The sequence below is a fragment of the Spiroplasma endosymbiont of Nephrotoma flavescens genome (genome assembly GCF_964030835.1).
Taxonomy (GTDB): Bacteria; Bacillota_I; Bacilli_A; order Mycoplasmatales; family Nriv7; genus Nriv7.
In genome coordinates this window covers 191,166-212,563 of record NZ_OZ034982.1, presented here as the reverse complement: position 1 = coordinate 212,563, position 21,398 = coordinate 191,166, and the positions used below count along the sequence as shown (strand labels likewise).

Annotated in this window: 24 protein-coding genes; 12 read left to right on the top strand and 12 right to left on the bottom strand. The window is 25.7% G+C overall.

Features of this window, described 5'->3' with window-relative positions:
* Positions 1 to 12: 12 nt before the first annotated feature.
* Together rsmH and mraZ are read right to left on the bottom strand one after the other, a co-directional pair.
* Positions 13 to 942 (bottom strand): 16S rRNA (cytosine(1402)-N(4))-methyltransferase RsmH, encoded by a 930-nt coding sequence (gene rsmH, locus AAHN02_RS01270; RefSeq protein WP_342277900.1) that lies wholly within the window; start codon positions 940 to 942, stop codon positions 13 to 15.
* Positions 942 to 1,382 (bottom strand): division/cell wall cluster transcriptional repressor MraZ, encoded by a 441-nt coding sequence (gene mraZ, locus AAHN02_RS01265; RefSeq protein WP_342189441.1) that lies wholly within the window; start codon positions 1,380 to 1,382, stop codon positions 942 to 944. Before mraZ ends, rsmH begins: the two co-directional genes overlap by 1 nt.
* Positions 1,383 to 1,577: 195 nt before the next feature.
* Here mraZ and AAHN02_RS01260 point away from each other — a divergent pair, with 195 nt between their 5' ends.
* Positions 1,578 to 2,522 (top strand): IS30 family transposase, encoded by a 945-nt coding sequence (locus AAHN02_RS01260; RefSeq protein WP_342277899.1) that lies wholly within the window; start codon positions 1,578 to 1,580, stop codon positions 2,520 to 2,522.
* A gap of 94 nt (positions 2,523 to 2,616) precedes the next feature.
* Here AAHN02_RS01260 and rpmF read toward each other — a convergent pair whose 3' ends face one another.
* From rpmF to AAHN02_RS01220, 8 genes are all read right to left on the bottom strand, one after another.
* Positions 2,617 to 2,796 (bottom strand): 50S ribosomal protein L32, encoded by a 180-nt coding sequence (gene rpmF / locus AAHN02_RS01255; RefSeq protein ID WP_338967155.1) that lies wholly within the window; start codon positions 2,794 to 2,796, stop codon positions 2,617 to 2,619.
* Positions 2,796 to 3,332 carry a hypothetical protein gene (locus AAHN02_RS01250; protein WP_342277898.1) on the bottom strand — a complete coding sequence of 179 codons (537 nt, stop codon included), beginning with the start codon at positions 3,330 to 3,332 and terminating at the stop codon, positions 2,796 to 2,798. Before AAHN02_RS01250 ends, rpmF begins: the two co-directional genes overlap by 1 nt.
* Before the next feature lie 33 nt (positions 3,333 to 3,365).
* On the bottom strand, positions 3,366 to 4,310 hold the full coding sequence (locus AAHN02_RS01245) for an IS30 family transposase (protein WP_338966716.1): 945 nt from the start codon (positions 4,308 to 4,310) through the stop codon (positions 3,366 to 3,368).
* A gap of 76 nt (positions 4,311 to 4,386) precedes the next feature.
* Entirely contained in the window at positions 4,387 to 5,946 is a 1,560-nt protein-coding gene (locus AAHN02_RS01240; RefSeq protein ID WP_342277897.1) for an MATE family efflux transporter, read from the bottom strand.
* Positions 5,947 to 5,976: 30 nt separating this feature from the next.
* On the bottom strand, positions 5,977 to 8,388 hold the full coding sequence (gene pheT / locus AAHN02_RS01235; RefSeq protein ID WP_342277896.1) for a phenylalanine--tRNA ligase subunit beta: 2,412 nt from the start codon (positions 8,386 to 8,388) through the stop codon (positions 5,977 to 5,979).
* An 18-nt stretch (positions 8,389 to 8,406) separates the two neighbouring features.
* Positions 8,407 to 9,444, bottom strand: coding sequence for a phenylalanine--tRNA ligase subunit alpha (gene pheS, locus AAHN02_RS01230; protein ID WP_342277895.1), 1,038 nt, complete (start codon positions 9,442 to 9,444; stop codon positions 8,407 to 8,409).
* Positions 9,445 to 9,600: 156 nt separating this feature from the next.
* Positions 9,601 to 11,025 carry an MFS transporter gene (locus tag AAHN02_RS01225; RefSeq protein ID WP_342277894.1) on the bottom strand — a complete coding sequence of 475 codons (1,425 nt, stop codon included), beginning with the start codon at positions 11,023 to 11,025 and terminating at the stop codon, positions 9,601 to 9,603.
* A 30-nt stretch (positions 11,026 to 11,055) separates the two neighbouring features.
* Complete coding sequence (locus tag AAHN02_RS01220; RefSeq protein ID WP_342277893.1) at positions 11,056 to 12,135, bottom strand: NAD(P)/FAD-dependent oxidoreductase; 1,080 nt, start codon at positions 12,133 to 12,135, stop codon at positions 11,056 to 11,058.
* Positions 12,136 to 12,487: 352 nt separating this feature from the next.
* Here AAHN02_RS01220 and AAHN02_RS01215 point away from each other — a divergent pair, with 352 nt between their 5' ends.
* From AAHN02_RS01215 to AAHN02_RS01165, 11 genes are all read left to right on the top strand, one after another.
* Complete coding sequence (locus AAHN02_RS01215; protein WP_342277892.1) at positions 12,488 to 13,522, top strand: IS30 family transposase; 1,035 nt, start codon at positions 12,488 to 12,490, stop codon at positions 13,520 to 13,522.
* Between the two features lie 83 nt (positions 13,523 to 13,605).
* Complete coding sequence (locus AAHN02_RS01210) at positions 13,606 to 13,755, top strand: hypothetical protein (RefSeq protein ID WP_342277891.1); 150 nt, start codon at positions 13,606 to 13,608, stop codon at positions 13,753 to 13,755.
* 107 nt (positions 13,756 to 13,862) lie between these two features.
* Positions 13,863 to 14,291 carry a DNA-directed RNA polymerase subunit delta gene (gene rpoE, locus AAHN02_RS01205; protein WP_342277890.1) on the top strand — a complete coding sequence of 143 codons (429 nt, stop codon included), beginning with the start codon at positions 13,863 to 13,865 and terminating at the stop codon, positions 14,289 to 14,291.
* Between the two features lie 28 nt (positions 14,292 to 14,319).
* Positions 14,320 to 15,921, top strand: a complete 1,602-nt coding sequence (locus AAHN02_RS01200; protein ID WP_342277889.1) for a CTP synthase — start codon at positions 14,320 to 14,322, stop codon at positions 15,919 to 15,921.
* A 25-nt stretch (positions 15,922 to 15,946) separates the two neighbouring features.
* On the top strand, positions 15,947 to 16,816 hold the full coding sequence (gene fba, locus AAHN02_RS01195; RefSeq protein ID WP_342277888.1) for a class II fructose-1,6-bisphosphate aldolase: 870 nt from the start codon (positions 15,947 to 15,949) through the stop codon (positions 16,814 to 16,816).
* Between the two features lie 290 nt (positions 16,817 to 17,106).
* Complete coding sequence (locus AAHN02_RS01190) at positions 17,107 to 17,379, top strand: helix-turn-helix domain-containing protein (protein ID WP_342277887.1); 273 nt, start codon at positions 17,107 to 17,109, stop codon at positions 17,377 to 17,379.
* Positions 17,380 to 17,459: 80 nt separating this feature from the next.
* Complete coding sequence (locus AAHN02_RS01185; RefSeq protein WP_342277884.1) at positions 17,460 to 17,576, top strand: helix-turn-helix domain-containing protein; 117 nt, start codon at positions 17,460 to 17,462, stop codon at positions 17,574 to 17,576.
* Between the two features lie 380 nt (positions 17,577 to 17,956).
* Entirely contained in the window at positions 17,957 to 18,073 is a 117-nt protein-coding gene (locus AAHN02_RS01180) for a helix-turn-helix domain-containing protein (protein WP_342277884.1), read from the top strand.
* Entirely contained in the window at positions 18,045 to 18,902 is an 858-nt protein-coding gene (locus tag AAHN02_RS01175; RefSeq protein WP_342278175.1) for an IS30 family transposase, read from the top strand. The genes AAHN02_RS01180 and AAHN02_RS01175 overlap by 29 nt, the downstream gene beginning before the upstream one ends.
* Positions 18,903 to 19,297: 395 nt before the next feature.
* Positions 19,298 to 19,630 carry a holo-ACP synthase gene (locus AAHN02_RS01170; RefSeq protein ID WP_342277886.1) on the top strand — a complete coding sequence of 111 codons (333 nt, stop codon included), beginning with the start codon at positions 19,298 to 19,300 and terminating at the stop codon, positions 19,628 to 19,630.
* Positions 19,631 to 19,685: 55 nt separating this feature from the next.
* Positions 19,686 to 20,036: a single-stranded DNA-binding protein gene (locus AAHN02_RS01165; protein WP_342277885.1), complete on the top strand. Its 351-nt coding sequence runs from the start codon at positions 19,686 to 19,688 to the stop codon at positions 20,034 to 20,036.
* 65 nt (positions 20,037 to 20,101) lie between these two features.
* Here the strand turns inward: AAHN02_RS01165 and AAHN02_RS01160 are convergent, their stop codons facing one another.
* Both AAHN02_RS01160 and AAHN02_RS01155 read right to left on the bottom strand, forming a co-directional pair.
* Complete coding sequence (locus tag AAHN02_RS01160) at positions 20,102 to 20,884, bottom strand: IS30 family transposase (RefSeq protein WP_342278174.1); 783 nt, start codon at positions 20,882 to 20,884, stop codon at positions 20,102 to 20,104.
* A 46-nt stretch (positions 20,885 to 20,930) separates the two neighbouring features.
* Positions 20,931 to 21,047 (bottom strand): helix-turn-helix domain-containing protein, encoded by a 117-nt coding sequence (locus tag AAHN02_RS01155; RefSeq protein ID WP_342277884.1) that lies wholly within the window; start codon positions 21,045 to 21,047, stop codon positions 20,931 to 20,933.
* Positions 21,048 to 21,398 lie beyond the last annotated feature (351 nt).

Genomic DNA, 21,398 nt, shown 5'->3' with positions numbered 1-21,398 from the left:
ACAATACCTTCCTTAAATTTTTCTGATTGCCCTTAATTTAGCACTACGAGCACGAGAATTTTCTTGAATTTCTTGCTCACAAGGCGAAACAGCTTTTTTAGTTAATAATTCAAAACTAGGGTCCCATTTGATTGAGATTGGTAATTTAGATAATAATGGATCAAATTTAGGAACTACTTGTTCTTTAAATAATGTTTTAACAATCCGATCTTCCAAAGAATGAAAACTAATAACCACAAGCACCCCTTTTGATTTTAATAGTTGCAAAGATTGCTTTAACGAAACTCGCAAACTATCTAATTCATCATTAACGGCAATTCTTAATGCTTGAAATGTCTTTCTGGCTGGATGTTTAGCCTTTTTTAAAATTTTCATTGGTAAGGCACTCTTAACAATATCAACAAGTTGTAATGTTGTTATAATTTTACTATTTTCACGATATTTTACAATAGCACGAGCTATTGTTCTTGCAAACTTTTCTTCACCATAAATTCATAAAATATTAACAATATCTTCAAAACTTCAATTATTAACAATAACTTCTGCCGATAGCGTTTGATTTTGTTCCATTCGCATATCTAAAGGACCATCTTGATGATAACTAAATCCTCGCTCTGCTTCATCTAATTGTGGTGATGATACTCCTAAATCATAAATAATACCATCAACTTGTAAAATATTTCTTAATTGTAATTCTTTCTTTAAATGACGAAAATTAGTGGCAATAATTTCATAATTATGAAATTTATTTAAAATTACTTTAGCATCAACAATTGCTTGTTTATCTTGTTCTAAACAATATAATTTTCCAGTTGTTAACTTTTCTAAAATTTTCTCACTATGTCCTGCCCTTCCTAAAGTACAATCCACATAAATACCATCAGATTTAATATTTAATAAGTCTATGGTTTCTGACAATAAAACTGGTTTATGTTTTAACATTAATTTTTCTCCTCAATATTCATTATTAAATTTTGAGCAGATTGTTCTAAATTATTTTCAGCATTTACTAAATAATTTTCTCAGGCCTTAATGTCTCAAATTTCTATTTTATTAGCAAGTCCAATAATCATAACTTCTTTCTTAATATTAGCTAATATTAATAAATTTGCCGGAAGATTAATTCTTCCAACTTTATCAATATTAAGTTCTAAAGAATTAGCAAAAATTTGTCGTTGTAAGATACGACTATCCTTTAAACCTTCTGAACTTAATAAAATTTGCTCTTGTCATTTAATAAACACATCATACGCTCTTAATACTAAACAACCATCAAAGCCTTTAGAAATGACTACTTGTTCACCTAGTTTACTACGAAAGCGTGTCGGAACTATAATTCTGCCTTTATCATCAAGACTATGTTTAAATTGTCCTAACAGCATATTATAACCCACTTTCTCCCACTAGTAAACACATTATATTCCTAATTAACAAGTTTTTCAATAAAATTTAACACAATTTATTAAAAAGCTGAATTATACTTGTAAGTGCAAGTAAATAAAATTGCAAAAGATTTCATATAAAAATTTCATGATGCTAAGTTTATTTTAGAAAAAGTAAATTTAAGGAGTTTTTATATGGGATACAAACATCTTGGCATAGATGAAAGAATTTATATTGAGAATCAATTGAAATTTAAAGTAAAAATTAGTGAAATAGCTAAAAATCTTAATCGAAGTATTAGTACTATTAATCGAGAAGTTAATAGAAATAAAGATAATAATCATTATTTTTCATTAATTGCACAAAATAAAGCAGAAAATAGAAAACAATTACATGTTTATTTTCATAAATTTAAAAATAGAGAATTAGTAAAATATGTACAACAAAAATTATTATTAGGTTGATCGCCTGAACAAATTTATGGCAGAATTAAAAATTTTCATCAAGAATGAATTATTAGTTTTAAAACAATTTACAATTGAATTTATTCTGGATTACTTGAAAAGGTTACTAGTAAAAATTTAAGAAGAAAAGGTAAGAAACGAAAATCTCAAGAAAATCGGGGTAAATTTAATGGTAAATCCATTAAAGAACGAAATGTTAATAATCGCATAACTCTTGGCCATTGAGAAGATGATACTGTAGTATCATCACGAGGTAAAAGTAAATCATGTTTAATAACTTTAGTTGAAAGAACATCAAGATTTACTTTAGCAATATTAGTTGAAAATAGAACTACTAAAGTTATTAACAAAAATATTAGTCATTATTTATCAATTCTTCCAAATAATCTTGTTAAGACTATAACATTTGATAGGGGTAAAGAATTTACTAATTGACAACAACTTGAAAAAAATTTAAATGTGAAAATTTATTTTGCTGATGCATATTCACCTTGACAAAGAGGTACTAATGAAAATACTAATGGTTTAATTAGAGAAAAATTTCCTAAAAAATTTAATTTTTCAAACACTACTAAAAATGCAGTTCATAAATTTATATTGTCTTTAAACCAAAGACCAAGAAAAATACTAAATTATCTTTCGCCAATCGAATATTTGGTTAGAAAAATAATTTAGTTGCACTTAACTTTACAATTTGGTAAAATTTTAAAAAGAGCACTGTTATTATAAGCAATGCTCTTTTTTTATCATTTGAAATTAAATACAAATTTTACTCACCAATTTTAACTGCTTCTTTGCCTTTGTAATAACCACATTCTTTACAAACACGATGGGGCTTAATATTTGCACCACAATTAGTACAACTAACTAATGTTGGATGTCATAACTTAAAATGTGTTCTTCTTTTCGCTTTTCTTGTTTTTGATATACGTCGAAACGGAACTGCCATTATTTATCCTCCTTAATACTTTCTAATTTCAATTTTTTTAAGGGCATTCAACGACTATCTTGTTCTAAAGAATTATAAACTTCTTTTTCAGTAATAAATTGTCATTTTTTACCTTTCTTACATATTTTAACATCTTTTACTGTTAAATTGATAGGAGTTATTGCAAATATTTCATCTCACAAATACTTATCTAAATAAAATATTTTTTCATTAATATAGTTTAAATTACAATTAAAGTAATCAAAACCATACTCATCCTTTCAATTTCATTCATTAGTTCAACTAAAAGGTTGTAAACTTAAAGCACACAATAATGTTATCCTTACTGTCACTTGCACATCAATAATTAATGAATTAACTTGTGAGTTATAAATTATTGTCCCTTTAAGATGCGCATAATTAACTTCTTTAATATGACTATTACTAGCTCTTATCACTTCGGGATTAATCGTAATAACATTATCCAAATTAATAACTGGATTATTTTTTAAATAACTTTGTGAATATTCCACTACTCTTCCTCACTTTTTTTGCACTATTTATTTGCCAAATTGTAAAGTTAAGTGTAACTAAATTATTTTTCTAACCAAATATTCGATTGGCGAAAGATAATTTAGTATTTTTCTTGGTCTTTGGTTTAAAGACAATATAAATTTATGAACTGCATTTTTAGTAGTGTTTGAAAAATTAAATTTTTTAGGAAATTTTTCTCTAATTAAACCATTAGTATTTTCATTAGTACCTCTTTGTCAAGGTGAATATGCATCAGCAAAATAAATTTTCACATTTAAATTTTTTTCAAGTTGTTGTCAATTAGCAAATTCTTTACCCCTATCAAATGTTATAGTCTTAACAAGATTATTTGGAAGAATTGATAAATAATGACTAATATTTTTGTTAATAACTTTAGTAGTTCTATTTTCAACTAATATTGCTAAAGTAAATCTTGATGTTCTTTCAACTAAAGTTATTAAACATGATTTACTTTTACCTCGTGATGATACTACAGTATCACCTTCTCAATGGCCAAGAGTTATGCGATTATTAACATTTCGTTCTTTAATGGATTTACCATTAAATTTACCCCGATTTTCTTGAGATTTTCGTTTCTTACCTTTTCTTCTTAAATTTTTACTAGTAACCTTTTCAAGTAATCCAGAATAAATTCAATTGTAAATTGTTTTAAAACTAATAATTCATTCTTGATGAAAATTTTTAATTCTGCCATAAATTTGTTCAGGCGATCAACCTAATAATAATTTTTGTTGTACATATTTTACTAATTCTCTATTTTTAAATTTATGAAAATAAACATGTAATTGTTTTCTATTTTCTGCTTTATTTTGTGCAATTAATGAAAAATAATGATTATTATCTTTATTTCTATTAACTTCTCGATTAATAGTACTAATACTTCGATTAAGATTTTTAGCTATTTCACTAATTTTTACTTTAAATTTCAATTGATTCTCAATATAAATTCTTTCATCTATGCCAAGATGTTTGTATCCCATATAAAAACTCCTTAAATTTACTTTTTCTAAAATAAACTTAGCATCATGAAATTTTTATATGAAATCTTTTGCAATTTTATTTACTTGCACTTACAAGTATAATTCAGCATTTTAAATAAGAACGATATTTTTTTCAAGTCATAATTAATATTGGGATTGATATCAAAGCTGAAATTGGTGCTACCAAACCTAAAAATAAAAAATAATAATGAGCATTTTTAGTTACCAAAGCAACGAAATAACCAATAATAATACAAGGTATAAAAACAATTATTGAACGAAGCGCCGAAAAAAATAATGACATCTTAGGACGACTAATTGATTGATAAAAAATAATCCCAACATATGGCACAACAACTGTTGGATAAACTAAATAACTTAACAAGAAATATCACCGATAAGTCGTATCAACATTAGAAATAAATAGACTTAACATTTCATTACCAAAAATACCAATAATTAATTCGGTAATTATTAATATTAAAAATTGCACTAAAATTATCCTTTTAAGAATATCCCAAATCCTTTGATAATCTTTAGCACCATAAGAATAAGATAATAATGCCCTTCCGCCTTGACTAACACCAATTAAAGGAGAATCAGTTAACGCAATTCATGGCGCAATCCCAGCAAATAATTGCACAACTCATGGAACAGTAAAACCCGGCCGAGGTAATTCACTACTTAACATTGAAACAAAAAAATTAGATAGTGCTGATGTCACAGCAACTGAAATATTAATAAATAATGGTGTCATTCCGATAGCAATAATATTATATAAAATCGTTTTTTCAATTTTCAAATCTTCTCAATAAATTTTTAACTTTGATTTCGTATCTAAATAGATAACTAATAATGCAAAAATAATATTTCAAAGTCACGAAATAACTGTCGCAATCGCTGCCCCTTCTAATCCTAATTTACCATAAACCATTAATACAATATCTAAAACAACATTAACAATTACTGAAGTAAAAATAATAATTGTTGCTCAAAAACCTTGACCTTCAGATCTTAATAAATTAATTAAAAAATTACTTAGTAATACAAAAAATAAAAAGAAAATAAACCACTTCGTATAACCAACTGCCAACTGCAAAGTAATTTTATATACTTCAGGATTTGTCATTTGCGAATTTTTTGATTGCAAAGCAATTAGCGGTTCATTAGTAAATACTAAAATTGGTGTTAAAACAATAGCAACAATAATCATTAAAGAAATTCCATTACCAATAGTTCGCGATATTAATGGATTATTTCTTTCCCCATAAGCAATACCAAACCTTGTTGATGTCCCAATAGCAATAAATAAACTAAAAGCTGTCAATAAACCAATTGTTGAAGAAGAATATTGGGTTGCAACATTAATAATATTTCGAGCTAACATTTGCAAATTATTTTGTTCAATTAAAGGATTATTTTCTAAAAATGTACTAATAACATAACTATCAGCAAATTGTAATGCTAAAAACTTATCAATCAAATTATATGTTGACATAATAATCATAATTATAACGGTTGGCAAGCACATAAAAAATATTGCTTTTCAAGGATTATAATTACGAATTACTATTTCTCTTTTTGTTAATTGTAATTCATCATCATTTTTAAAATTATCATTAATTATTGTTTTCATTTTTATACCTTTCTAGTTAATAAATAACGATTAACGCACCATAACTTTTAAATCTTTCATTGCTTTTAAAAATAAATCATACTGCTCTTTTAAATCTTCATCAGTAAGTTGTTTTCTTGCATCATTAAAAAATAATCGTAAAGTTCAAGATTTTTTATCTTGACCAAGTTTATCAACATTTTCATACTCATTAATAAGTTGCAAATCAACTAACCTATTACTAATATTTAACAATGGCTTAATAATACTATCATAGTTTGTATCTTTATTAACTAAAAGCGACAAATCAAATCAAGAAAACATATTTCTAATAATTGTCTGATATTTAATATCGCCTTTAAAAAGTTCATTAATTAATGTCATATTTAATGAAATAATAAAATTATCATCTTTAAAATCTAATTCTTGTTGAATTTTTGGATGCACTTTACCAATTATCGCAATTTGCTGATTTTTTATTACAACATTAGCTTGTAAATGCGGATGCAAATCATCGTATGTTGAAGGAACATACTGAATATCTTGATCATTAAAGTTTAATTTCCGCAATATTCCTTGCAATAATCCCTTAGTATTAATGAAATCAACAGTAATTGCTTGTGATAAATAAGGAATATCCATTCATTTACCTTGCAATAAAATTGATAATTGTTGATGATGAAATTTTAAATCATCATAAATATCTTCATAACTATAAATTTTAATATCATTAATTTTTCGGAAATTATTATATTGGGCTATCGTTAACAACGAATTTACTAAATTAGTTCTTAAATACTGATGATTTAACGACATTGGTTGTAATACCTTAACAGGTTTTGTAACATTAAAAAAATTAAAACGATTTAAATTAATACTTGACTCTAAATTATAAGTTTTTGTTTCAAAAATATTTTGATTTAATAAATAACTAATAATTGTTTCTAAAATATATTTACTTCAATTTTTTTCTTTAGTTAATGGTATAAATAATGGCATTATATTAGGAATATTGTTATAACCATATCTACGAGCAATTTCCTCACTAATATCAGCCTCATTCATAATATCAAGACGATACTTAGGGACAGTAATTACTAAATCATCATTAATACCCGATTCCGAAATTAAAAACCCTAACGGTTTTAAAAATTCAATAATATCTTTTTTTGTTAAATCACTAATGCCTAAAATACTTTTCTGAATTTTTAATGATGTTTTTATCGTTACATTTTTTATCGCTAACACTTTATTATTAATTATTGGTGATACTTGTTTAATAGCTACAATTGATGTTAATAACTCTAAAAACCTTTGGATAGCAATTTCTAAATTATGCCCATTTGATGGTTTTGACCATCGTAATAAATTATTAGCATTAAGTAATGATAAATATCTTTTCTTTTGCTCATACATCTGCTTCTCATTTAAATGTAATGCTAAAACTACAAATTGTTTAGTTGCATTAATAATTTCATATTTCTTGTTAGTCATAACACCTAACACTTCAATAATATCATCACCAGCAATGACAAAATCTTGTAAAGATATCTCTTGGTCATTAACTTTCGTTTCTGCCATCGCTTTTTGAATTGATATTTCACTATTAATTTTTGAAAAATCATAACCTACTAATGGTTGTCCGGTTTCTCAAGAAACATAATTTAGTAAATCTTGAATTAAATTATTTGGACGAATATTAGCATAACAAAGTCTTGAAAATAATCACTTGGGCGTAACGACACTACTATCAATTAACACCGTAACATTTTTCATCGCTTTAACAAGATTATTATCAATTTTAATATCTAATGATAACTTATCATTAACTAAATTTCTTAAATGAGAAAAATCATCAGTTATTAACGATTTTAAAGGCAATTTAAAGAATGTTGCTATCTCGCGAGCTAATTCATAAGCACTTAAACAGTCACTACGATTATAGGTCAAATTAATAACAAAAGCAGTATCATTTTCAAAAATATAACTTAAAGGATTAGTATTACCTAATGGATAATTAACATCCTCAGGAAATAAATAAACCCCAACAGCATCTTGATTAGCTAAAACTTCCTTAGGGATTCCTAATTCTTGTAACGAACAAATCATTCCTAATGAAGGCTTATTAGCAATCATTCTTTCTTCAATAATCATGCCATTGGCTAAATGAGCACCAATTTTAGCAAAAATAACAAAACGATTTTCTTCAACATTATTAGCACCACAAACAACAGGAATCGGTAACTCTTCATTAATATCAACCATACAATACGATAACTTATCAAAATTAGCAAGTTTAACTTTTGATAATACTTTCCCAATAACAATATTAGTATTTAAAGTATCAAAACTAAAAACTCTTTCAACTTCAAAACCACTATCATTTAATGCTTGTTCAATATCTTCATTACTAATATTTTTTAAATCAACATATTCATTTAAAAATTTACGGGTAAAAATCATATATACGCTCCTATTATTCTAAAAATTTCTAAATTGCTTTAAAAAACGATAATCATTCTTATAAAAATGACGAATATCTTCAATACCATATTTTAACATTGCAATCCGCTCAATACCAATACCAAAAGCAAAACCTTGTAAAGAAGCAACAAGATTATTTTTAATAAAAACATTCGGACTAATCATTCCAGCACCTAAAATTTCTAATCACCCTGTATGTTTACAAATACTACATCCAATACCAGCACACTTAGTACAACTTACATCCACCTCAACTGATGGTTCCGTAAAAGGAAAATAACTGGGGAGCAAGCGCATTTTACTTTCTTCGTTAAATAAGCGTTTAATTAAATAATTTAAAGTTCATTTCAAGTTAGCAAAGGAAATATTTGGTGCAACTAAAAAACCATCAATTTGCATAAACTGATGACTATGCGTAGCATCATCATCATCACGACGATAAACATTACCAATAGAAACAATAGCTAACGGTAAAGAAGCATCTTTATATTTTTCTAAATAACGAGCCGTAACATTAGTACAATGTGTTCTTAACAAATAATTACTATCTAAATAAAATGAATCTTGCATCTCACGAGCTGGATGATTTTTAGCTAAATTTAACCTTTCAAAGTTATATTCATCAGTATCTACTTCCTGTCCTTGCACAATTTCATACCCTAACTGTTCAAAAATTTCACTAATCTCACAAATAATTAAATTTATAGGATGACGATTAGCAATCAAAAAACTATTCACTGGTAAACTAACATCAATTGTTTCTGATTTTAATTCTAATGCCAAATTTTTTTCCTTTAAAAATTTTTCTTGAGTTTCAAATAAACTAATTATTTCCTTTTTAAAAACATTAATCATCCTTCCTAAAGCAATTCTTGCTTCATTTTTTAAATTATGCATTGTTCCTAACAAAGTAGCTAATTGCGATTTTTTACCTAAATATTTTATTTTTAAAGTTTGTAAAAGGTCTAAATCTTGACATTCATTAACTTCCTTTTTTGCTTGCACTAATAATTCCTGTAATTGTTGTTCTGTCATTTACTTCACCCTACTATCATATAATAACTTGTTTAATTATAACAAATTCTATGTAAACCCTAATAAAAAAAGAAATTATATTTTAAATATAATTTCTTTTTTTATCTTTCTTTTATCACAAGTAAATATTAAATCTAATTATAATAACTATAAATTCTATTCATTTTCATTATCGTGATACGATTTATTTCATACTAATGATAATAATATACAAGCACTTACACCACAAACTATTAAAAATATAAAGGTTGCATCCCAACGATTGCTTAAACTTTGTAATCCCGAACCAATAACAACTTTAGATATCACAGCATCACCAAAATAACCAAATATCCCCGTAAAACCAGCAGCTGTCGCTACAACTCTTTTATTTGATAAATCCATCGCTTGCATCCCAATAAACGCAACTGGACCATAAATACAAAAACCAGCAATTCCCATAAAGAGAGCAATTTGTCAAATACTTTGATATTGAGCTTGTCATAAACCAACAATTGATAATGTCGTAATAGCAATTGCTGCTATCATAATCGGTGTTAATCTTCCTTTAAATAATGTTTTAGCAGTAAATCCCATTAATATCGTTCCTGGAACTGCCATTCATTCAAAAATACTTCATAATCATTTACCTTGATTTTTAACATCAAAATTATGCTGTTCTTTAAAGAAAGTTAATGTTCAATCAGAAACACCATTTCTTAATACATATATAAATAAATTAGCAAAAGCAATAATTCACAAATTTTTATTTAATAAAACATATTTTTTAAAATAATAAAATCAAGTTTTTTCAACAAGCTTATTTTTATTACCATTAGCACTAACAAATTTTTTAACTTCAATATCTAATTTTTCAGGGTAATACTTTTTATAATGTTCTTCAACTGATAACAAACCTAAACTTTCTGGGCGGTCTTTCATAAATATACAAATTAATATTCCCCCAACTAAAGCAATAGCACTAGGCAAAATAAAGTAACCTGCAATACCAATATATTCTTCTAATAATGAATGCGATATTATAATTATTATCGCAATTATTGCTGTTCCAAAATTATGCGATGTATTCCAGAAAGTCATCCGCATTTGTTTTTCTTTCGGAATAAACCAATTAGTCATACTTCTAGCGCTAGCCGGTCATCCCATTCCTTGAAATCAACCAATTAAAGCCATTGAACTCATCATTAATACAATATTAGTAATATTAATACCAACCGTTCATCCCATTACAAAATTCATTAATGATGACAAAATTAAACCGATTCCTAAGAATCAGCGCGCATTACTACGATCACCAACAGAACCCATTACAAATTTAGAAACTCCATAACTAAGTCCCATTGCCATACCAACTAATGAATAAATATCTTTCGTCATTAAACCATTATTAATTAAATCACTTCCAGCAACACTTCATTGTCTTCTAATAAAATAATATAATATATATGATATTATTGCTATTCAAAATACTCGCTCTTGATGAGATTTAAAATATTTTTTAATTAAAAAATCTTCAGTTAATTGTTCTTTTGCTTTTGCTGGTTTCATAAACGCAAACATTTTTGCAAATCAAATTTTCATATTTTTTATTACCATCCTTAATAATCTTTATTAATTTTTATTTTTTAATTCTTTTTCTTGAATCATATTAACAACATATTTAGCAATCGCCGGACTTGCACTTAAACCAGGACTAGATATACCAACAACATTAATTCATTTTTCAGAACCCCATTCAATATGAAAATCATTTTTTGCTTCAATTGACCTTGAACCAGCAAACATACTCGTAATGTTAAAATTTAAATCAGGTTTTATTTTTTTCCCTGTTGCAATTAATTCCTGAATAGTTTCTGTTTTTAAAACAATTGTATTGTGATTATGATAATCATTATGATTTTCTGCTGTTGGACCAATAATTATTTTATTTTCAAAGCTTGGAGCAACTAATATCCCCTTTCCTAAACTAGTTGGTGGTAAAAAATATATCACATCAATATTATCTTCATTTTCACAAACTAAATACTGACCTTTTCTTAATGACAAACTAAAGTTTTTTGTTTCTTCAATATTAAACTGAGCCCCATGACCAGCACAATTAATAATTAAATCAAAATCAGATGAGATAACATCTTTATGACCATCAAAAAATAATTTAGTTGTTAATGCCACAAAACTACAATTTTTAATAATTTTAATGCGATCATTATTTTCTCATTGTTCAAGCAATAGCGTTACATATTTCTTAACATTTAAAATATAAGAATCAACGCCTAATAAATATTTGCTAACATTTTTATTACTAGATGAATTTGCATTTAATGTTAACAAATTACTATTAATACCATTAACAATTCCTTGCTTTAAAAGCCGATCTAATATTTTAACATCATCTTCATTAAAACCCAATACTTGTGAAGGAGCATATTTTATAATCTCATTATTAGCTTTTTTATCCGCCAAATATCTTTTTTTTCAAATATTATGACCTTGCATTCCCAAAATTGCTTTTAAAGTTCCTGGTGTTGCGTCAAAACCCATATGAATAATATTTGAATTTAAAATTGATGTTTCGGAACAAACATCTTGATTTTTTTCAATAATTGTTATTTTATTATTAGATTGTGCTAATAATTCCTTTGCAAGTTCAAGACCAACAATTCCCGAACCAATAATTAATATTTTTTTCACCGTAACATTCCTTCTTTCCTTACTAACTAATTTAATATCTTAAAGCCAACTTTATTTTAATACGCTATAAAGTGAAAAAAAATTTTTTTTTGAAACATTATTTCATTATTAGTTTATTTTTTTAAAATTTTTATTTTTTTAGCTGAATTATACTTGTAAGTGCAAGTAAATAAAATTGCAAAAGATTTCATATGCTGAATTATACTTGTAAGTGCAAGTAAATAAAATTGCAAAAGATTTCATATAAAAATTTCATGATGCTAAGTTTATTTTAGAAAAAGTAAATTTAAGGAGTTTTTATATAGGATACAAACATCTTGGCATAGATGAAAGAATTTATATTGAGAATCAATTGAAATTTAAAGTAAAAATTAGTGAAATAGCTAAAAATCTTAATCGAAGTATTAGTACTATTAATCGAGAAGTTAATAGAAATAAAGATAATAATCATTATTTTTCATTAATTGCACAAAATAAAGCAGAACATAGAAAACAATTACATGTTTATTTTCATAAATTTAAAAATAGAGAATTAGTAAAATATGTACAACAAAAATTATTATTAGGTTGATCGCCTGAACAAATTTATGGCAGAATTAAAAATTTTCATCAAGAATGAATTATTAGTTTTAAAACAATTTACAATTGAATTTATTCTGGATTACTTGAAAAGGTTACTAGTAAAAATTTAAGAAGAAAAGGTAAGAAACGAAAATCTCAAGAAAATCGGGGTAAATTTAATGGTAAATCCATTAAAAAACGAAATGTTAATAATCGCATAACTCTTGGCCATTGAGAAGGTGATACTGTAGTATCATCACGAGGTAAAAGTAAATCATGTTTAATAACTTTAGTTGAAAGAACATCAAGATTTACTTTAGCAATATTAGTTGAAAATAGAACTACTAAAGTTATTAACAAAAATATTAGTCATTATTTATCAATTCTTCCAAATAATCTTGTTAAGACTATAACATTTGATAGGGGTAAAGAATTTGCTAATTGACAACAACTTGAAAAAAATTTAAATGTGAAAATTTATTTTGCTGATGCATATTCACCTTGACAAAGAGGTACTAATGAAAATACTAATGGTTTAATTAGAGAAAAATTTCCTAAAAAATTTAATTTTTCAAACACTACTAAAAATGCAGTTCATAAATTTATATTGTCTTTAAACCAAAGACCAAGAAAAATACTAAATTATCTTTCGCCAATCGAATATTTGGTTAGAAAAATAATTTACTTGCACTTAACTTTACAATTTGGCAATTTAATAAAATTTATCGAGCAATCAACGACCTTTCTCCAAAAATTAATCTATAGTCTCTTTACCTTGGAATCTAATTATAAACCATTTTTAAAAATTTTCTGCAGTATTTTATAATTTATCATTTCTTTTTTAAAAAACCGCTTGTACTTGTCATAAGTCTGTGGTATATTACAAATGATTTAAAAAACTATCAAAAATTGTTAGTTGCAGGAAATTATGATTTAGATTATTATTTAATTATTGAAGAATTTAATCAGCCAACATTATATCAGCAAAACTTAATGGAGCAACCAATTAAATTAGTTAATAAAAATGATCTAGTATTTAATTTAGAAAAAAAAATCTAAATTGATTAATACTAATGAACAAAGTAGTAAACAAGTTGAAAAACAACAATATGTATTATTACCAAAAGAAGTTTTAGTACAAACATAGATTTAGAAGGAGATAATATATGAATAAGTCTTTAGTTGATCTGGCATATGAATTTCTTATTAAGCGAAAACACGCTGGTTTTAAAGAAATTTATGATTATGTTAAGATTGCCAAGGAAACACCAATTGAAGCTGAAGCAAAAGAAATGGTTAATTTATATACTGATATGGTATTGGATAATCGTTTTTTGTTAATTCAGGATAACGAATGGGGGTTACGACAAGATTATAAGTATGATGAAATTAAGAAACAATTAAAATTTTTATTTGCTATTAATGATGATATTGATCCTAAGAAATTAGAAGTTACTGAAATTATTGATGAAGTTGATGATACTTTTGAAGAAAGTATTGATGATGAAGAAGATGAATTAGAAATTGATAGCGATGATGAAGAAGATGAAGTTGATTGAGATGAAATTGAAAAAGAAATGGAAGAAAATAACTAGTTGTTAGAGTTAAAGAAGGTGAATTATAATGACAAAATATATTTTTATTACGGGTGGTGTAGTTTCCAGTTTAGGTAAGGGAATTGCTGGCGCTTCAATTGGTCATATTTTAAAAGATAGTGGATTAAAGGTTTTTATGCAAAAATTTGATCCATATATTAATGTTGATCCAGGAACAATGAATCCCTATGAGCATGGTGAGGTTTTTGTTACTGCTGATGGTAGTGAGACTGATTTAGATTTAGATCATTATGAACGCTTTATTGATGAAAATTTGACTTGCTATTCATCAATTACTGCTGGTAAAGCATATTTAGAAGTAATTGAAAAAGAGCGGAATGGTGATTATGAAGGTAAAACAGTTCAAGTAGTATCGCATTTAACAGATATTATTAAGAATAAGATTTATTTAGCGTCAACTGTTAGTAAAGCCGATATTATTATTGGTGAAATTGGGGGCACAGTTGGTGATATTGAGTCATTACCATTTATTGAAACGATTCGGCAAATAAGAATGGAAAAAGGGAAAGAAAATGTGTTATTTATTCATGTTGCTTTAGTACCATTTATTGCTGCTAGTGGTGAATTTAAAACAAAGCCAGTTCAACATTCAGTTAAAGAATTATTGTCGTTAGGAATTCAACCAGATATTGTTCTTGCTCGTAGTGAACAAGAATTATCAGCACAATTAATTGATAAAATTTCTTTATTTTGTAATGTTAATCGTAATGCTGTTTTTAGTGCTTATGATGTGGATAATATTTATAAAGTACCAATTGTTCTTTATGAACAAGATATTTTAACAACGCTTGCTTCGTTGCTACATTTAAAAATTAAACATAATAATTTAAAGAAATTAAAATTGTTTTTACAAAAAGCTAGTGATGCTAAAAATAAAGTTATTACAATTTATTTAGTTGGTAAGTATATTGAATTACCGGATGCGTATTTATCAGTTTTAGAGTCATTAAAGTTAGCTGGTTATGAAAAAGGTGTTGAAGTTAAAGTGCAATGAATTAGTGCCAATGATATTGATGAAAATAATTATGAAGATATTTTTAAACATTGTAAAGGTATTATTGTACCTGGTGGGTTTGGTTATCGGGGCATTGAAGGAAAAATATTAGCTGCTAAGTATGCTAGAAAACATCATATTCCTTATTTTGGCATTTGTTTAGGCATGCAAACGGCATTAATTGAATTTGCCCAAGATGTTTGTAAATTACCAGATGCTCATTCTGAGGAGTTTTTTCCTGAATGTAAAAATCCGATATTACATTTAATTAGAGGAAAAAACTCAACTGATCATATTGGTGGTACATTGCGACTAGGAAATTATGATATTACTATTGAAGATAAAACGCATGTTTCGAAATTATACAAGAAGAAGGTTATCCAAGAACGCCATCGGCATCGTTACGAAGTAAATAATGATTATTTGGATTTATTTAAAGAAAAAGGAATTATTTTTAGTGGTATGTATAAAGAACAATCTTTAGTGGAAATTATTGAATTAAAGAACCATCCGTTTTTTATTGGTAGTCAATTTCATCCTGAATTTACTTCCCGACCAAGCAAATCAAATCCATTATTTTTTGGATTTATTGAAGCAGTAATTAAAGCATATTAACAAATTTTAATCTTGGAGGATAGAAATGACAAAATTAGTTAATCCAACAGCAATGTTGCAAAAAGCGAGAAAAGAAAATTATGCAATTGCGCATTTTAATATTAATAATTTAGAATGAATTAAAGCAATTTTAAAAGCAGTACAAGAAACTAATAGTCCAGTAATTTTAGGAGTATCCGAAGTGGCAATTAAATATATGGGGGGAGTTAAAACGGTTTATGGATTAGTTACTAATCTAATGGATTTCATTAAGGTGACTGTTCCCGTAGCATTACATTTAGACCACGGTCAAACTGTTGAATCGTGTATTGCAGCGATTGATGCTGGTTTTTCTTCAGTAATGTTTGATGGTAGTCATCATCCTCTTGCTGAAAATTTAAAATTAACTGCCCAAGTAGTAGATTATGCTCATCGTAAAAATGTTGCTGTTGAGGCCGAAGTGGGAACTATTGGTGGTGAAGAAGATGGTGTTATTGGTACGGGCGAATTAGCAACCCTTGATGAATGTCAAGCAATGAAAAACTTGGCGGTTGATTTTTTAGCTGCCGGAATTAACAATATTCATGGTCCATATCCTAAAAATTGGGACGGTTTAAAATTAGATTTGTTAAAAAATATTTCTGAAAATATTTCTTTACCACTAGTATTACACGGTGGTTCGGGAATTGATATGGAACAAATTAAACAAGCGATTAGTTTAGGAATTAGTAAAATTAATGTTAATACGGAATTACAATTAGAATTTCAACAAGCAACCCGACAGTATATTATTGCTGAAAAAGATCAAGTGGGTAAAGGTTATGATCCGCGAAAATTATTAAATCCGGGAACTGTTGCTGTTGAGAATAAAGCGAAACAATTATTAGCAGAGTTTGGTAGTTTAGGTAAAGCTTAATTTAAAAAAGAATATTAATGTATTAAAAGAACGCCTTTAAAGGCGTTCTTTTTTTATTTATCATAATCCATAATCCAGATAAAGGATAAATCAGTTAATTGAAAAGTAAAACTTTTAATATTGATTTACTATCAAATAATACTTTTTAAAATTATGTGATAAAATATTTTATATTAAAGAATGCTGAATTATACTTGTAAGTGCAAGTAAATAAAATTGCAAAAGATTTCATATAAAAATTTCATGATGCTAAGTTTATTTTAGAAAAAGTAAATTTAAGGAGTTTTTATATGGGATACAAACATCTTGGCATAGATGAAAGAATTTATATTGAGAATCAATTGAAATTTAAAGTAAAAATTAGTGAAATAGCTAAAAATCTTAATCGAAGTATTAGTACTATTAATCGAGAAGTTAATAGAAATAAAGATAATAATCATTATTTTTCATTAATTGCACAAAATAAAGCAGAAAATAGAAAACAATTACATGTTTATTTTCATAAATTTAAAAATAGAGAATTAGTAAAATATGTGCTGAATTATACTTGTAAGTGCAAGTAAATAAAATTGCAAAAGATTTCATATAAAAATTTCATGATGCTAAGTTTATTTTAGAAAAAGTAAATTTAAGGAGTTTTTATATGGGATACAAACATCTTGGCATAGATGAAAGAATTTATATTGAGAATCAATTGAAATTTAAAGTAAAAATTAGTGAAATAGCTAAAAATCTTAATCGAAGTATTAGTACTATATAATCGAGAAGTTAATAGAAATAAAGATAATAATCATTATTTTTCATTAATTGCACAAAATAAAGCAGAACATAGAAAACAATTACATGTTTATTTTCATAAATTTAAAAATAGAGAATTAGTAAAATATGTACAACAAAAATTATTATTAGGTTGATCGCCTGAACAAATTTATGGCAGAATTAAAAATTTTCATCAAGAATGAATTATTAGTTTTAAAACAATTTACAATTGAATTTATTCTGGATTACTTGAAAAGGTTACTAGTAAAAATTGCTGAATTATACTTGTAAGTGCAAGTAAATAAAATTGCAAAAGATTTCATATAAAAATTTCATGATGCTAAGTTTATTTTAGAAAAAGTAAATTTAAGGAGTTTTTATATGGGATACAAACATCTTGGCATAGATGAAAGAATTTATATTGAGAATCAATTGAAATTTAAAGTAAAAATTAGTGAAATAGCTAAAAATCTTAATCGAAGTATTAGTACTATATAATCGAGAAGTTAATAGAAATAAAGATAATAATCATTATTTTTCATTAATTGCACAAAATAAAGCAGAAAATAGAAAACAATTACATGTTTATTTTCATAAATTTAAAAATAGAGAATTAGTAAAATATGTACAACAAAAATTATTATTAGGTTGATCGCCTGAACAAATTTATGGCAGAATTAAAAATTTTCATCAAGAATGAATTATTAGTTTTAAAACAATTTACAATTGAATTTATTCTGGATTACTTGAAAAGGTTACTAGTAAAAATTTAAGAAGAAAAGGTAAGAAACGAAAATCTCAAGAAAATTGGGGTAAATTTAATGGTAAATCCATTAAAGAACGAAATGTTAATAATCGCATAACTCTTGGCCATTGAGAAGGTGATACTGTAGTATCATCACGAGGTAAAAGTAAATCATGTTTAATAACTTTAGTTGAAAGAACATCAAGATTTACTTTAGCAATATTAGTTGAAAATAGAACTACTAAAGTTATTAACAAAAATATTAGTCATTATTTATCAATTCTTCCAAATAGTCTTGTTAAGACTATAACATTTGATAGGGGTAAAGAATTTGCTAATTGACAACAACTTGAAAAAAATTTAAATGTGAAAATTTATTTTGCTGATGCATATTCACCTTGACAAAGAGGTACTAATGAAAATACTAATGGTTTAATTAGAGAAAAATTTCCTAAAAAATTTAATTTTTCAAACACTACTAAAAATGCAGTTCATAAATTTATATTGTCTTTAAACCAAAGACCAAGAAAAATACTAAATTATCTTTCGCCAATCGAATATTTGGTTAGAAAAATAATTTAGTTGCACTTAACTGGGCGCATAAAGTTTTGTTAGGTGGGTAAAGATTTGAATAATTTTGAAAGAAAAGCAACTAAAAATTTATTACCTTTTTACTTGAAAAATAATTAATAAAACAAAATATTTAATATTAACAAACATATTCTTAATAAAAGGTTATAAAAACTAAGTAAAATGCTTATAAAAACAACATTAAAATAATTTTTTACAACAAAAATCATACATAAGAAATATATACTTAATTTGCATATTGAAATAATTTATAGTAAATGACTATTTTTTCTTTTTTAAAAAATACCTAAGAAAACTAAACGCGACCCACTTAACTTTACAATTTGGCATAAATTGTTTCTTTGTTATAATTTAAATAATATTATTTTAAAAGGATGGTAGTAAAAATGATTAAAGGTGTGGGAATTGATATTGTTAGCATTAAACGAATGCAATTAAAAAAATCATTTATTAATAAAGTATTACATTTAGAAGAAATTAGTTATTTACAAACAATTAAAAGTGAAACCGAAAAAAAACAATTTTTAGCAGGAAGATGAGCATTAAAAGAAGCATTGTATAAAGCAATAAATAATGTTAATGAGGTTTTAATTTTTTGTGAAGTTAATATTCAATTAGTAAATAAGCAATTACAATGGATTGGATTTGAACATAATAGTTGATTATCAATTAGTCATGAAAAAGAATATGCCATTGGTATGGCAATATTAACATTATAAATATACGACAGCAATATCTTTTAACTTAAAAATCGGTGCTATCTTTTACAATAAAATGGGAAAGGTAGGTGATATAATGTTAAATAATCTTGTTTTAGTAGGAAGAATTGTTAATCCGCCAGAAATTATTCATAATCAAACTGGTGAAAGAACATCAAAAATGATGCGATTAACTATTAGTGTAACCCGACCTTTTAAAAATAAGTTAGGTCATTATGATGAAGATTATCTTGTTATTAAAGTATGAAATAATTTAATTGCTGATATCGTATCATTTTTAGTAATTGATACGATGATTGCTATTAAAGCTAGAATTCAATCATTTCAATATAAAGATAATGAGAATCATTATTTGGAAATTATTGCTGATCGCATTATGCGGGTTGGTCATTATATTCTTGAATAAATAATCTGCTTGATAATTATTACCCTTGATATTTTTATTATGCCAAATTGTAAAGTTAAGTACAACTAAATTATTTTTCTAACCAAATATTCGATTGGCGAAAGATAATTTAGTATTTTTCTTGGTCTTTGGTTTAAAGACAATATAAATTTATGAACTACATTTTTAGTAGTGTTTGAAAAATTAAATTTTTTAGGAAATTTTTCTCTAATTAAACCATTAGTATTTTCATTAGTACCTCTTTGTCAAGGTGAATATGCATCAGCAAAATAAATTTTCACATTTAAATTTTTTTCAAGTTGTTGTCAATTAGCAAATTCTTTACCCCTATCAAATGTTATAGTCTTAACAAGACTATTTGGAAGAATTGATAAATAATGACTAATATTTTTGTTAATAACTTTAGTAGTTCTATTTTCAACTAATATTGCTAAAGTAAATCTTGATGTTCTTTCAACTAAAGTTATTAAACATGATTTACTTTTACCTCGTGATGATACTACAGTATCACCTTCTCAATGGCCAAGAGTTATGCGATTATTAACATTTCGTTCTTTAATGGATTTACCATTAAATTTACCCCCATTTTCTTGAGATTTTCGTTTCTTACCTTTTCTTCTTAAATTTTTACTAGTAACCTTTTCAAGTAATCCAGAATAAATTCAATTGTAAATTGTTTTAAAACTAATAATTCATTCTTGATGAAAATTTTTAATTCTGCCATAAATTTGTTCAGGCGATCAACCTAATAATAATTTTTGTTGTACATATTTTACTAATTCTCTATTTTTAAATTTATGAAAATAAACATGTAATTGTTTTCTATTTTCTGCTTTATTTTGTGCAATTAATGAAAAATAATGATTATTATCTTTATTTCTATTAACTTCTCGATTATATAGTACTAATACTTCGATTAAGATTTTTAGCTATTTCACTAATTTTTACTTTAAATTTCAATTGATTCTCAATATAAATTCTTTCATCTATGCCAAGATGTTTGTATCCCATATAAAAACTCCTTAAATTTACTTTTTCTAAAATAAACTTAGCATCATGAAATTTTTATATGAAATCTTTTGCAATTTTATTTACTTGCACTTACAAGTATAATTCAGCACATAATAAAAAGTGTAATTTAGTAGTAATTATATAAATTATATTTAAAAATTGGATTGGTCTACTCCAATGGTAAAGATAGCCAGTTTTTTAAAATTATTTAAAAAACTATAGCAGTTCAGGCATGTACTCTGCAATAAAAAAGTTTGTTTAATTTTAAAGATAACTTAATTTATCTTTAAAAAAATTAGCACTTTAATTTTTAGTTAAGAATTAAAGTGCTTTTAATTTTTATTTTTTATA